The sequence below is a fragment of the Aquimarina pacifica genome (assembly GCF_000520955.1).
GTDB classification, from domain to species: Bacteria; Bacteroidota; Bacteroidia; order Flavobacteriales; family Flavobacteriaceae; genus Aquimarina; species Aquimarina pacifica.
This window is the reverse complement of record NZ_JACC01000010.1, coordinates 106704-120897: the sequence shown is the minus strand read 5'-3', so window position 1 is coordinate 120897 and position 14194 is coordinate 106704. Positions and strand designations below refer to the sequence as shown.

The window sequence follows — 14194 nt, the reverse complement described above, 5'->3', positions numbered from 1 at the left end:
AATTAATTTTCTGTTTTTGATTCGTGTGTGATGTTATTAAGTGTTACTTCTGTTATTAACGGAATATTTGTTCCGATCTTATAATCGTCACCATAATACCCGTAAGCCTGATAAGAGGGAAAAAGAAAAGTAACCATTTCTCCTTCTTTCATAAGTTTCAAACCTTCTCTAAGTCCTAAAAAGAGCTCTTCTTTATCGATTCGATAGGTTATAGTATCTAATTCTTTTTTTGTATAAATAATATTACCATATAAATCCTTTACATTGTAATTAAAAGAAACTTTATCTCCGAACTTTGGTGTTCGATAGGATACTGTGTCTTTTTTTGTGTAAAAATACCAGAAACCAGTCTCTGATGTTATATAGTGATTGATTGTATCGGTATTAATGATTTTTAGGATTTCTGCTTCTTCTCTTGCAGCAAGTTCTTTATTTCTACTGATAGATTCATCAATAAAAGATCCCGATTTTATATGTACCGGTTTTCTGGCTTCTGAGGGTTTGCAAGAAGAAAATAAAAGAATACAACAGAAGAAATAAAGTGCTATTCTCATTGATTTAAGGCATTTTTATAAGATGGTAAGATACTAATAAATTTTTCAACCGTGTCGGATAATGAAATATTACTTCTGCCACCTGCTGCATTATGATGTCCGCCACCTTCAAAATGATTTCTCGAAAATTCGTTTACAGAAAAATCCCCTTTAGAACGAAATGAGATTTTTATAATTTTATCCCCTTTATTTTCAATGAAAATTACGGCAAATACAATTCCTTGTATTGATAATCCCATATTAACAAATCCCTCAGTATCTCCTTTCTTAAAATTATGTTGATCTAATTCTTTTTGAGATAGGGTGATATAAGCAGTTTTGTATTCTGGTATGACTTTAAGATTATTTAGAGCAATTCCTTGTAACTCTATTCTAGAAAGGGTGTTGGTGTCATAGATGTCTTCATGAATTTTGGTGTTGTCGGCACCGTGATCAATCAAATCTGCTATAACCTTGTGTGTAGTACTAGTTGTTGATCTGAACCGAAAGGACCCGGTATCCGTCATAATTCCTACATAAATACATGTAGCAATTTCTGGAGTAATTTTATCAAGATCATCGAGTTTTTCGATAAAATGGTAGATCATTTGACAAGTAGAGCTCATGCTTACATCACTATACGTGTATGATGCATACGTGTCTGGCTGTTGATGATGATCAATCATTATAAAACAAGTTTTTGTCTTTGCTAAAATATGCTCCATATCACCACTTCTTGAGAAATGATTAAAATCTAAAGTAAAAATAAGATCAGCAGCTTCAATTTTGGATGTAGCTTTACTAGAATTATGGTCATATTTTAGGATTGTATCCATCCCGGGGATCCATTTAAGAAACTCTGGACAATCATTAGGAGTAATTACCGTGACATTATGCTGTTGAGATTTAAGGTAATGGTATAACCCTAAACTCGAACCAATAGCATCACCATCGGGATTTTTATGAGTTACAATTACAATGTTTTTGGGAGAGGACAATAACCCCTGTATTTCAGTTATATCTTGAGTATGCATAGGTCAGCGAATATACAATAAATAATATTTTAGTAATATTAGAACCTCTAATTTTGTTATGATTTTTAATTTCATATTCGTGATAGTTGTTCGCTGTAGATACTTCTTTTTTTTTGGAGGTAGTTAGTTCATGTTACGCACATAGGGATATGAAGAACTAATTTCAAATGATTTTGTACGACAGAATATAGTTTCTGATTATAAGAAATTGAGATCAGCTTAGTGTCATAGTTATATGATATGTGATTTCATATGATATTTCTTGTTTTTGATAGTTTTATACATACTTTTGCACAAAATTCGAAAAAGAGTTGGGTTTAATATACCCAAATAATGAAGTGAATTGCTTCTGAATGTTTAGGAGCGAGAAACATTAAAAAAATAATAATGGCAACAAACAGAACTTTTACAATGCTAAAACCTGATGCGGTAAGAAAAGGGTACATCGGGGCAATTCTTGAACAAATCACAGCTTCTGGATTCAGAATTGTAGGAATGAAATTAACGCAACTTACAACGGATGATGCAAAAGCTTTTTATGAGGTGCATAGTGAGCGTCCTTTTTATGGTGATCTTGTAGAATATATGACAAGTGGTCCTATTGTTGCAGCTATTCTTGAAAAAGAAAATGCGGTCGAAGACTTTAGAACTTTAATCGGTGCAACAAATCCAGAAGAAGCAGCAGAAGGAACAATTCGTAAGAAGTTCGCAACTTCGATTAGCGAAAATGCAGTGCATGGTAGTGATAGTGATGAGAATGCTGCAATCGAAAGTAATTTCCATTTTTCTGGTAGAGAGCAGTTCTAGAAAAAGAATATATTGATTATAAAAAACCATTTCAAATTTTTTGAAATGGTTTTTTATTTAATTGTTGTGTCTTGTCCTAAAATAATATTACACAAAATGTTATTGATTCGTCTAGAAGCTCTTACCAAAACACTCTAAAACTTAGGTTAGGGTTGATGCCTAAGGATTGTATGTCATTGTTGATTAGTCTATTGCTTAATGTGTTTGTGGTTCTAAACTCTTTGTTTAATATGTTTTTTCTATTGTAAATATTTATTAAGGAGAATCCAAGACGGTATTTTATCTTCGAATTAAGTTTAAACCTAAAATCATAAATTGCAGAAAAGTCGAGTCTGTGGTAAACAGGTAAATTGTTACTATTTATTTTATCAAATTCTAAAACAATTATTTCACCAGAATCATCAACTCCAGAAATATTAGTGAATGACTTTCCTGTATGCCATATCCAGCCCAAAGAAAACTGAAATGTATTGATCTTGTAAAAGTGAGACCATTTCACAGTATGCTCAATATTCCAATTTCCTGGGAAAGATTGGTTGTCATTAATACCCTCAAATATATTGCGTGTATCTATGTATGAGTAGCTCACCCAAGTTTTGTAATTCTTAATTCTTTTTTTAATGAAGACATCAGCTCCAAACACAGTACTTTCACCATTGTGATATGTATTGTCGATGGGGTTTATAAAACCTGCAGTAAGCGTAGTAATGTTATCTATTTTTTTATAATAACTATCAATGTCGATGTACCAATTGTTTTTTTTAATACTATTTCCGAAGGTAAACTGATAGGAAGTAGTCAAAGGAAACTTATCAGTATTAGCTAATGTCCATACTTTGTTTTCTAAGGATAGATCACTCACAACAGATTCCTGAATTTGACTTACTGCCTGACTTCGAAACTCTCCACTTGCGTTGATCTTCCAGCTTTTACTTAGATTTTTCTGTATAAATAACCTAGGTTCTATAGAAGTTTTGTTTATTTCTGTATAGTGATTTATTCGTACTCCTACAGCGGTGTTAAAACTCGTTGGTTTATCAAATTTATATTCGACGTAACCTGCGTGTGTATTGAGACTGCGATTGTCTTGATCCAAAATTAACTCGTAGTCAGGAGTGATAGAAGAAAAGTTATATTTAATTGTATTGTTCGAAAATTGATATCCTCCTGATATATTTTGATATTCGGATAATTGATAATCTATATTATAGTTGCCACCGAAGTCTTTGATTCGGTTTTGTTTGCTCTCAACTTCTATAATATCTTCAGATTTTATAGTAACGAAGTTGTAATCTAATAAGTATCTTGTGTAATATCCGCTTACATTTTGAGAAACATTCTGATTATATGAATGTTTCCAATTTATGTTATACCCTTCATTTTCTGTTACTAATTCATCATTAAATGAATCTACAGTATCACTTCTTCTGAAATCAAGGTCATTTTTTCCGTAAATCGTATTAATTTCGATGGTATTCGAACTAGAGGGTTTAATCAATAAATTTGCATTATAATCGGCGTAATAAAAAGTATTGGTATTATTTGGAAATACAGCTGAGTCTGTGATTTTGGTATTCTGAAAAACACGTTCTGATAATTGATCATATGTAAAGGTGTTGAGTAGGTCTGCAAACGATCTTCTTGCTGATACCTGAAAGGAAACTTTATCCTGTATGATGGGTATGCTTGTGACAATATCTGCGTTTATCATATTAAAACCAGCGCCACCTGTAAATTTATTAGGTACTTCGTTTTCTGATTGTATAGAAACAACACCCCCGATGCGATCTCCATATTTGGCGCTTACACCACTTTTAGAAAATTCGACTTCTTTTACCACATAGGGATTAAACGCAGATAGCATTCCGAAGAAATGACCTTGCTTATAGGTTTTAATACCGTTCCATAATATAAGGTTTTGGTTTGGTGAACTTCCCCTTACGTATAGCCCAGAAGCTGTTTCAAAGGGGTTGTTAACTCCAGGTGTTAATTGCACACTCTGTAGAATGTCAGGTTCTGTTTGTCCCGGAAGGATTTCTATATCCTTTAGGTCGATATGAATAATCTTTTTGTTTTGAGTAATTCCTTTGATAAGATACTCTTGTATGATAACTTCATCGAGAATCTCTTCTTGAGTATTTGTAAGATATATTTCAGTACATTTTTTTGTTTGAAAATCTCGGCTCTTTAGTACTTTTTGACGAAACCCCGGAGCACTAATTAAAACGACAGAATTATAGGGAGCTAAGTCAGTTTCAAAATACCCTGTTTCATCTGTTTTTATGCTTGTACGATTTGTCTTAAAGAATATTTGAATATTTGATAAAGGTATTTTTTTTTCATCAAAAATGTATCCGCAAGCTGTTGTTACATCCTTTTTTTTGAAAGGACTAATTGTTATATAATCATCACCTGTAATGGTAAATTTTAATCGCGTCTGGTTTTGTAATTCAATAAGAATATTTTCAATAAGACCTTGAGGCGGTATTGTAAGAGATACCTTTTTATTGTCAATTATTTCGTCAATGTAAGAGAATTTTACATCATATAATGTTTCTATATGGGTTATGGCCGATCTAAGTTGTTCATTTTTTAGTATAATAGACTGTGCTTCTTCTTGAGAAGAAGCAAGAATACTCCATAAAAAAAGATATACGCCTAAAAATCTGGTCATTGTTTGCTATTCTACTACTACAGTTTTGCTATCATCAGATAGCTTATAGGTCATGCCTAAAGTACTAAAAACTGTTGTAAGAGCGACTTTTTTATTCGTATTAGGAAAAGATCCTGTATATATAGTTTTAAGATCTATATTATTTGTAATTATCTTTATTTGATATTGTTCTTCTAATTCCTTGAAAACATATTCTATAGGTGTGCTTTTAAAAGAACTAGTTTTGGTAAGCCATGAGGGTTTCTGAGATTCAAAAGACCATCGTTCGGGTGCACGCTTCTCTATATTTCGATAACCTTTTCCTTTGGTTAGAACTTCTTCTATGGTGTCATTGTTAACTCTTACTTTTCCTTCGTAGCAGGTAACTTCAAAGAACTTATTTTGCGATTGCACATTAAACTGAGTTCCTAGTACAGTAATGGTTCCGTTTTTTGTTTTTACTGTAAATTTACTTCCTTTTTTTACTTTAAAATATGCTTCTCCATTCAGAGAAACAGTTCTATGTTCCTTCCATTCATTTTTATTAAAGCTTGCCTCAGATTTAGCGTTTAGAATCATTTCTGATCCGTCAGGTAATACTACTATTTGCTGTTTTCCGTAGTTGGTAGCAAAAGATGTGTCCATTTGATATAGAAAAAGACCAATAATAATGGCAATAGATGCGGCGGCTGCAAAATAAGGTACAAGTTTAATAATACTCCTTTTTTTAGAGGTATTATTAACCCGAGTTGATTTAATACGAGATAGAGCGTTTTCGATATCATATTCTCTGATAACTAAAGAGTCTGTGCCCTGTTTAATTTTTGTAAAATATTCATATTCGGGATGTGATTTAAACTCAGAAAGTTCTTCTTCAGAAAGTTCTTCGTTTATCCATCTGGATAAGAATATATCATCTTCTTTATTACTTAACATATACCTTGTTATATATAAGTGAACGTTTTATGTGTTAATTACCCTACCTTTAATATGTTAAATATTTCCAATTTTTTTTCGTAGCGTCACTAAAGCTTTGTGCATTAGTTTTTCTATGGCCTTTATTGATACATTTGACATTTCTGCAATCTCTCGATATGTTTTTTTGTCGATTCTACTTAAAAGGAAAACCTCACGTTGTCTTTCGGGTAGATCTGCAATTGCCTTTTTTAAGATCTCCATATATTCATTCTCTAGTGCAATAAATTCTGGAGATTCATTATTGATGTCAGTATTTCTATGTTTTATGTAGTCTCTATACTTAAATTTTACTTTCTGGTGACGTGTATTACTAATCCCAAGGTTGGTTGCAATCGTAAATATGTAACTTTTTGCTTTCTCTAGAGGAACCTTGGCGCAGTTATTCCATAATTTTATAAATGTATCCTGAACAATATCTTCTGCTTGCTCTAGATCTCCAAACTTATAATACATGTGGTTTCTCAAAAGAGTAGCATGACTTTTGAAAAAGTGATCAAAAGTTTGCTCGTTGCATATAGAATTTTTACTGTCAGACATTTTGGGGTATCAATATGAATATTCAAAGCTAGATTTTTTTTTTAAGCTATCAAAAAATTAAAAAAAAGAAAGTAGGGGGTAGGGTATTTAGTTTATTAAGCGTTTTATTATTGAAGGTAAATTATAATGTGTGTTTATATCTGCCTTTTAGAAATAAGTGAGTTAAGTTGGTTAAATTAATTTGGTGGATTCCCTAAAAGTATTTGTCATTGCTTTTGGGGAATTTTTTGTTAAGAGCTATTTCTATACATACAGCAATGCATTAGTTCTTTACAATAAAAATGTACTGATCTCTGTTTTCTTATATATTAGGTATGCTCTGGATAAGATAAATGCCCTTCATTTTATACCGGTAAAACCGTTTTTTTTGATATTTTGAGTTTGGGTATGCTTATTTTTTTCTACTTTTCTGATCAACTAATTGCGCGCTTAATGTAAAATTAAGAATCAATTTTTGATGGTAGTTGCTTTAAGAGGTAGGGTGTTGGCTTTCTTAAGCGTTATAGGTTTAAAACAAATTGATGTTGAATATATTCAAAATAGTATATAGAAATTATGTGTTAGCACTATTCATCATAGTAACTTCTTGTGTCAATGATGATGGTGTTCTTACAGATGATAAAGAGGTCGATATTACTTCTTCGACTTCAATAGTTGCCTTACTCAATAGTTTACAATCGGATGTTTTTACACTTCCTGAGAATGCGTTATGTTTTTCTTTTCAATATCCAATAGTATTGGGGTATAACACAAGTTCGAGTATAGAGATTACTACATTTCAAGGATTAGTTGATGTGCTTTCTAGTCAAAGTGCTAATTTTAATATTACTGGTTTACAATTTCCTGTAGAAATTATCTTAGAAGGAGGTACTCGAATTTCTGTTGAGACAGAGCGTTCTTTTCTTGATGTTTTTAGTGCTTGCGAACTTACTACGTTTAGAGAAAATTTTGAACAGTTTTACGGACAATGTTTTGAACTTGAAACACCTATTGTATTACTAGAAGAAACAGGTCAAGAAATAAGTTTTGATTCTCAAGATGGGTTTATAACTTTTCTTGATACATTGCAAAGTATCTCTTCTCCAAATTTTAAATTTCCCGTTGGTATATCCGTATTGCCAGATGTGGCATTTTCCGAAATATTAACATATTATGAGTTCTATGAAATTATGAATACATGTTCTGGTTGTCCCAATGTGAGTTTGGGCATAGAACAAATTTCTGGGAATGTGTATATATTCTCTCCTGATTTTGAGGTCGAAGATGATTATGAATTTATTTATTCTATTAATGGAGTAGTGATTGCACCAGCTTTGTTGGTTGGCAATACACTAACTAAAGACCTTGATGGAGGGTCAAATGAAATTTGTCTTACGGTAATCACACCTGATTGTTTAGATGGTGTAGAGATCTGTGAGGAAGTTTTTGTGCCATAAAACTCTCGTTACTTTACTTTATTGGTTGCTTTGTATTCGCTTTAGGTGTTTTTTATAAATATGTGGTGTACTCATTACTTATTAGTAAAAAAAATAAGAAGTAATCTTACATCAAAATTGCAATAAATTCTGATTAAAGTTTTTGTTTTTTGAATATTCTTAGGGTTAAAATTATAAAATAATAATTCTTTTAAAGAAGGTCTTAAATTAATAACCATATGGGGTTTTTTTGATAATTTAGCGGTAAACAAAAAAAGCCCCATGAGATACCATACACGAAAACTTGTAAAACCAGGAGACCTTAACCCAAACAACACACTTTTTGGAGGAAGAATGTTAGAATGGATAGATGAAGAAGCAGCATTGTATGCCGTGATTCAATTAGAAAGTAAGAGAGTTGTAACAAAGTTTATGTCAGAAATCAATTTTGTGAGTTCGGCAGTTCAGGGTGATATTATAGAAATAGGTACTGATGTAGTAAAATTTGGTAAATCTTCACTTGTACTTACTTGTGAAGTTCGTAACAAATTAACTCGAAAAACAATAATTAAAGTTGATAAGATAACAATGGTTAACCTCGATGAGCATGGAAAACCAACTCCTCACGGTAAAACAAAAATCGAATACGTAAAGGATAGGTTGTCATCTTCACCTAAGGACTAATTTTTTGATTAATGATTTACCTAATTCACTATTAAGGTTATCAATAATTTTTTGTTTTCCATAACTTAACTCTTCTCTCAGTACAGATGAGGTGAGTTCTACAAATAATGTTTCTCTTTCTAGTCTTATGTTCCTTGTGTATTTGGTGATTGCGGGCCCCATGATGCTTTCCCATACATCACGTACTTCGACTTTATCTAGTCCTTTTTGTAGGTTATTGTCAGAAACAAAGTTTTTTAAAATATCCTGAAGACTCTGTTCATCTTGATGACGTTTTGCCATTATAGTTTGATTTTTTTGAAGCGTTTGTAAAAATAAATATTTCCTGTTTCATTCTTTATAGCCATTTTGTTTTCTTTCGACGAAATTAAAGATTCTTTCCAGGTAGCTTGTTCTGTTTTATAGTACATCCGGATACTATCGTTTTCTATTTTTAATCTGAATGTTTTACTGTCATTATTTATAATAAAACTTCCGTCAAGTTGGGGTTGTACTTTTTTACGAACACCAATAGAGTCTTTAATCTCAAAAAAATCAACACTCTTATTAAAATTGTATTGTTTCTTTGATCCGTCTGATAGCATAACATATTCTATCTCCCAATACCCGTTAAGATTTTTTGCGTCTTCTAGTTTAGTCTGTTTTGCACAGGAAATAAAAACGAGTAATAAAATATAAATTATCTTTTTTATCATTCTGGTGAGTTTTTTAATTGAATAATTTTATAAGATTTTGATATTTTTTTGACGACCTCCTCAGTTCTTTCTGCATGCGTGTCACTTATAAATAGTTGTCCGAAATTTTGATCGTCAACAAGTTTAATAATATGTTCAACACGCTTTTCGTCTAACTTATCAAAAATATCATCAAGTAGTAATATAGGGTTTACTTTGCTTTGTTTTTTTATAAAATCAAATTGTGCCAGTTTTAGTGCAATTAAGAATGACTTTTGTTGTCCTTGACTACCAAATTTTTTAATAGGGTATCCTTCAATTTCAAAAGATAAATCGTCTTTGTGTATCCCTACGCTTGTATACTGTAGCATTTTATCTTTTGCTAAATTTTGTTTCAACAGCGTTAGTAGATCTGTACCAGATAATTTACTCTCATATGTCAAAGCGACTTTTTCAAGGCCAGAACTAATAGCTTGATATCTATTCAAAAATATTGGGGTAAAAGTTTTTAGGAAATCTGTTCTCTTTAAATGAATTTCTTCTCCGTATTCATGAAGTTGTTGATTGTATATTTCTAAGGTATCTGGATCAAATGTGTTATTAGCTGCAAAATACTTTAATAGTGCATTTCTTTGGGATAAGGTTTTTGAGTATTTTAATAACAGTAAAAGATAGTTGTTATCACTTTGAGAAATTACGCCATCAATAAATTTGCGACGCGTATCACTACCTTCTGTAATAAGGTCTCTATCCGCAGGAGAAATAATTACCAAAGGAAGGAATCCAATATGTTCACTAAATTTATCATATACCTTTCCGTTACGTTTGATAACTTTTTTTTGACCTCTTTTTGCACTGATGAGCACTTTTTCCTCTCTATTTTCTTTTTCATAAAGACCATCTATGACAAAGAAATCCGTAGCATGTTTTATATTTTGACTCGTAATAGGATTAAAATAACTCTTGCCAAAAGATAAATGATAGATGGCGTCAAGAATGTTGGTTTTTCCGACTCCATTGTTTCCAACAAGACAGTTTATCTTATCATCAAAATCAAAATTGATAGTGTCAAAATTTTTATAATTTAATAAAGATAGCGATTTTAAAATCATAAAATATTGATGACCAATGTGTCATGGCGTTAATGGAATTCATAAATAATCTGTGCAAATTATTGAAAAATAACAAATCTTTTCCCTTTTAATTATGAATAAAAATTTTATTTTTGCCCTTCATTAAAGAAAAGATATGGCAACGTACAAGAAACGAGGATATAAACCAAAAAATAAAGTTGAAGAAGTTGAGGTTACAGAAGAGAACTCAACAACTGCTGAGGTGTTTAATACCTTAGATGAAGGAGCTTCCAAAACCGAAGAATGGGTTGCAGCGAATCAAAAATATATACTAGGAGGAGTAGCTGTAATAGCAGTAGTTATACTTGGGTATCTTGCATTTCAGAAATTTATACAGGCTCCCAAAGAGCAAGAAGCTGCGAATGAAATGTTTAGAGCACAACAATATTTTGAGAATGCAGTAAACGGAAATTCTGCAGTTCGAGATTCATTATACACACTAGCTCTTAATGGTGGAGATGGTAAGTACGGGTTCTTAGAGATTATAGAAAATTATGGAGGTACTAAAGCAGCTAATCTTGCAAATTATTATGCAGGGTTTTCTTACCTTAATACAAATAAATATCAACAAGCAATAGATTATCTTGATGATTTTAAAAGTGATGATGAAATGTTAGGCCCTCTTGCATTAGGCGGTATTGGAGATGCATTTTCTCAACTTGGTCAGGTAGATGAAGCTTTAGGTTACTATGAAAAAGCATCTAAGGCCAAAGTAAATGATTTTACAACACCAAAATTTTTACTTAAAGCTGCAATTATAGCTATTTCTTTGAAGAAGTCAGATATTGCTGTTACATACTTAGAAAGAATTAAAAATGAATTTCCTAAAAGTGTAGAAGCAAATCAAGTAGACGTTCATTTGGGTCAGGCAAATGCAATGCAATAGTTTTGGATTAGAGCTTAAATACTTATTATTGCTCTGTATCATAAATAGTAAGAAATATAATGGCTACAGAAAATAAAAATTTATCGGCATACGACAAAAATACAATCCCAAATGCGAAAGATTTTCGATTTGGGATTGTTGTTTCAGAATGGAACGATACGATTACTCAAGGCCTGTTTCAAGGAGCGTTTGACGCATTTATAGATTGTGGGGCAATAAAAGAAAATATTGTACGATGGAATGTTCCCGGGAGTTTTGAGCTGATCTACGGATGTAAAAAAATGCAGGAGTCTTTTGATATGCTCGATGTTATTATTGCTGTAGGGTCTGTAATACAAGGAGAGACTAAGCATTTTGATTTTGTATGCGAAGGCGTAACACAAGGTATTAAAGACCTAAATATACAAAGTGATATTCCTGTAATTTTTTGTGTTCTTACGGATAATACACTACAGCAATCAATTGATCGATCCGGAGGAAAACATGGAAACAAAGGAACAGAAGCTGCTATTGCTGCTATAAAAATGGCTCAACTGCGCAAAGACGCTACCTTTTATAAGTAGTTTTATTTTTTACATCTCCTGTACGGCATACTACTTGCTATAGATATATTTTGATGTTATTGTAATGCTAAAACCTTTAGATTACAATTCATTTTTAATTATATTTGAAATGATTATGGGAATATTTAAAACAAGAAAAAATAAAAAGTTTAGTTATTCACCTCGGTATTGGGATGATAATGGAGAAGGTAGCCCTTATCGAATAGAGAATAAGTTTGATAAGTATAGAAGTACTGTTGGTACTAGTAATAACCTCAAAGATAAGTTTAGTAGAGCTTGGGAAGAACTGAGGCATGATTCAGATAAAAATGTGAATCGTAGAATTTTATGGGTTGTTCTCATTTTACTTTTTATTTTTTTGGTTATCATAGATTTTGATTTATCCATATTTACTGCACGACGATAAATGTCCGATATTATCCAATTATTACCAGATCACGTAGCCAACCAAATTGCTGCAGGAGAAGTGGTTCAAAGACCGGCTTCGGTTGTTAAAGAGTTGTTAGAGAATGCAATAGATGCAGGGGCTTCGCATATAAAACTTATTATAAAAGAAGCAGGTAAAACACTTATTCAAGTTATTGATGATGGTAAAGGAATGAGTGTTACAGATGCAAGATTGAGTTTTGAACGTCATGCGACTTCAAAAATAAAAACCGCAGAAGATCTTTTTCAATTAGATACAAAGGGATTTAGAGGAGAAGCTCTGGCTTCTATAGCAGCAATTGCTCATGTAGAACTCAAAACAAGACAAGAAGTAGATGAGGTGGGGACTGTAATACATATAGAGGGGAGTGAGGTTATTTCTCAAGAAGTTTGTGTAACTCCCAAAGGAACATCGATTAGTGTCAAAAATTTATTTTATAATATTCCTGCCCGGCGTAATTTTTTGAAGTCAAATGCAGTAGAACTGCGACATATTATAGATGAGTTTCATAGAGTAGCAATGGCACATCCGTCGTTGCGATTTGATATGTATCATAATGGTAACGAGGTTTTTAATTTGATAGCATCTAAGCATAGACAACGTATTGTAAATGTTTTTGGAGGAAAAACGAATGAAAAGTTAGTTCCTGTTACCGAAGAAACAGATTTAGTTGGTATAAGTGGTTTTGTTGGTAAGCCCGAGTATGCTAAAAGAACAAGGGGAGAGCAATTTTTCTTTGTGAATAATCGATTTATAAAAAGCCCATACCTCAATCACGCTGTTAATGCAGCATTCGAAGGGTTGCTAAAGGATAAATCGCATCCGAGTTATTTTTTGTATCTCACTGTAGACCCACAGTCAATAGATATTAATATCCACCCTACAAAAACTGAAATCAAATTCGAAGATGAACATGCTTTATATGCTATTTTGAGGGCTTCTATTAAGCATAGTTTGGGGCAGTTTAATGTAGCTCCGGTGCTTGATTTTAATAGGGACTCTTCTATGGATACACCATACGAATATAAGAGTAAAGCTGCTCAGACTCCAACTATTGAAGTAGATAGAGGTTTTAATCCATTTAAAGAAGAAAAATTATCAGGTGAGAATAATTCGTCATCAACAGATAAGAAATATACTTCTTTTAAAAAGGAATCTCCGGGGAGTTGGGAAAATCTATATACGGGCCTTGAGTCAGAAATGACCAGTCAGAAATCAACACAAAATGATTTTTCTTCAGTAGAATTTGAAAGTGAAGAGGTGACAGGCTCTTTATTTGAGAATGATGACAAGAAAGTGGGGCACCATACGACATATCAACTTCATAAAAAATATATTGTAACAACCATCAAAAGTGGGATGGTTATTGTTAATCAACATAGAGCTCATCATAGAATAGTGTACGAAGAATTATTGCGCAATATTACTATGGCAAGTGCGGCTAGTCAACAATTATTATTTCCTCTTACCTTATCTTTCTCTAAAACTGAAGTAGCTCTTATTTTAAGTATACAGGAGCAATTAGAAAATATGGGGTTTGTTTTTTCAGAAATGTCAGAGTCATCTACAAATGAAATAGAAATCACAGGGATACCTTCGATAACTTCAGAGAAAGAAGTGTCGCTTTTATTAGATAAGTTGTTAAGTGATCTAGAAAATGAAGTTCCCGAAAGTGGTTTCTCACAAACAGATCTTTTGGCAAAATCTATAGCAAAGAGTATTGCTATACGCACTGGAGTAGAGTTGGCCTCTGAACAGCAACAATATATGGTTAATAGTTTGTTTGCCTGTACAGAGCCCTCTATAACACCCGATAATAAGCCGACATTCATAACGTTAACGGTAGACGAAATAGATACAAAATTTTAAG

At 32.2% G+C, this 14194-nt stretch carries 15 protein-coding genes; 7 read left to right on the top strand and 8 right to left on the bottom strand.

Annotated elements, in window-relative coordinates; all coding sequences use genetic code 11:
* Nucleotides 1–2 precede the first annotated feature (2 nt).
* On the bottom strand, nucleotides 3–554 hold the full coding sequence (gene gldI, locus DZ60_RS0107450) for a gliding motility-associated peptidyl-prolyl isomerase GldI (RefSeq protein WP_025741467.1): 552 nt from the start codon (nucleotides 552–554) through the stop codon (nucleotides 3–5).
* Entirely contained in the window at nucleotides 551–1567 is a 1017-nt protein-coding gene (locus DZ60_RS0107445; protein ID WP_025741466.1) for a DHH family phosphoesterase, read from the bottom strand. The genes gldI and DZ60_RS0107445 overlap by 4 nt, the downstream gene beginning before the upstream one ends.
* A gap of 387 nt (nucleotides 1568–1954) precedes the next feature.
* On the opposite strand from DZ60_RS0107445, the gene DZ60_RS0107440 reads away from it, so the two are divergent.
* A complete protein-coding gene (locus DZ60_RS0107440; RefSeq protein WP_025741465.1) occupies nucleotides 1955–2374 on the top strand; it encodes a nucleoside-diphosphate kinase in 420 nt (139 codons plus the stop codon).
* Nucleotides 2375–2495: 121 nt separating this feature from the next.
* On the opposite strand, the gene DZ60_RS0107435 is transcribed toward DZ60_RS0107440, so the two are convergent.
* Genes DZ60_RS0107435 through DZ60_RS0107425 form a run of 3 tightly spaced genes read right to left on the bottom strand, consistent with a single transcriptional unit; the run spans nucleotide 2496 to nucleotide 6542 of the window.
* Nucleotides 2496–5048, bottom strand: coding sequence for a TonB-dependent receptor plug domain-containing protein (locus DZ60_RS0107435; protein WP_025741464.1), 2553 nt, complete (start codon nucleotides 5046–5048; stop codon nucleotides 2496–2498).
* Between the two features lie 6 nt (nucleotides 5049–5054).
* Nucleotides 5055–5963, bottom strand: a complete 909-nt coding sequence (locus tag DZ60_RS0107430; RefSeq protein WP_025741463.1) for a FecR family protein — start codon at nucleotides 5961–5963, stop codon at nucleotides 5055–5057.
* 57 nt (nucleotides 5964–6020) lie between these two features.
* Nucleotides 6021–6542: an RNA polymerase sigma factor gene (locus tag DZ60_RS0107425; RefSeq protein ID WP_025741462.1), complete on the bottom strand. Its 522-nt coding sequence runs from the start codon at nucleotides 6540–6542 to the stop codon at nucleotides 6021–6023.
* 521 nt (nucleotides 6543–7063) lie between these two features.
* Here DZ60_RS0107425 and DZ60_RS0107420 point away from each other — a divergent pair.
* Complete coding sequence (locus DZ60_RS0107420) at nucleotides 7064–7978, top strand: hypothetical protein (RefSeq protein WP_025741461.1); 915 nt, start codon at nucleotides 7064–7066, stop codon at nucleotides 7976–7978.
* Between the two features lie 261 nt (nucleotides 7979–8239).
* Entirely contained in the window at nucleotides 8240–8641 is a 402-nt protein-coding gene (locus tag DZ60_RS0107410) for an acyl-CoA thioesterase (RefSeq protein WP_025741459.1), read from the top strand.
* On the opposite strand, the gene DZ60_RS0107405 is transcribed toward DZ60_RS0107410, so the two are convergent.
* From DZ60_RS0107405 to recF, 3 genes are read right to left on the bottom strand one after another with little or no spacing between them, the layout of a single operon-like run.
* The gene (locus DZ60_RS0107405) at nucleotides 8627–8923 is read right to left on the bottom strand and encodes a DUF721 domain-containing protein (RefSeq protein WP_025741458.1); all 297 of its coding nucleotides are present in this window, start codon (nucleotides 8921–8923) and stop codon (nucleotides 8627–8629) included. The genes DZ60_RS0107410 and DZ60_RS0107405 overlap by 15 nt on opposite strands.
* On the bottom strand, nucleotides 8923–9336 hold the full coding sequence (locus tag DZ60_RS0107400) for a hypothetical protein (RefSeq protein ID WP_025741457.1): 414 nt from the start codon (nucleotides 9334–9336) through the stop codon (nucleotides 8923–8925). The genes DZ60_RS0107405 and DZ60_RS0107400 overlap by 1 nt, the downstream gene beginning before the upstream one ends.
* Complete coding sequence (gene recF, locus DZ60_RS0107395; protein ID WP_025741456.1) at nucleotides 9333–10427, bottom strand: DNA replication/repair protein RecF; 1095 nt, start codon at nucleotides 10425–10427, stop codon at nucleotides 9333–9335. The genes DZ60_RS0107400 and recF overlap by 4 nt, the downstream gene beginning before the upstream one ends.
* A gap of 136 nt (nucleotides 10428–10563) precedes the next feature.
* Here recF and DZ60_RS0107390 point away from each other — a divergent pair, with 136 nt between their 5' ends.
* The 4 genes from DZ60_RS0107390 to mutL all read left to right on the top strand — a co-directional run bounded on the left by DZ60_RS0107390 (nucleotide 10564) and on the right by mutL (nucleotide 14193).
* Nucleotides 10564–11334 (top strand): tetratricopeptide repeat protein, encoded by a 771-nt coding sequence (locus DZ60_RS0107390; protein WP_025741455.1) that lies wholly within the window; start codon nucleotides 10564–10566, stop codon nucleotides 11332–11334.
* A 59-nt stretch (nucleotides 11335–11393) separates the two neighbouring features.
* Nucleotides 11394–11897, top strand: a complete 504-nt coding sequence (gene ribH / locus DZ60_RS0107385; protein WP_025741454.1) for a 6,7-dimethyl-8-ribityllumazine synthase — start codon at nucleotides 11394–11396, stop codon at nucleotides 11895–11897.
* Nucleotides 11898–12012: 115 nt separating this feature from the next.
* Nucleotides 12013–12303: a hypothetical protein gene (locus tag DZ60_RS0107380; protein ID WP_025741453.1), complete on the top strand. Its 291-nt coding sequence runs from the start codon at nucleotides 12013–12015 to the stop codon at nucleotides 12301–12303.
* Entirely contained in the window at nucleotides 12304–14193 is a 1890-nt protein-coding gene (gene mutL, locus DZ60_RS0107375; protein ID WP_025741452.1) for a DNA mismatch repair endonuclease MutL, read from the top strand.
* Nucleotide 14194 lies beyond the last annotated feature (1 nt).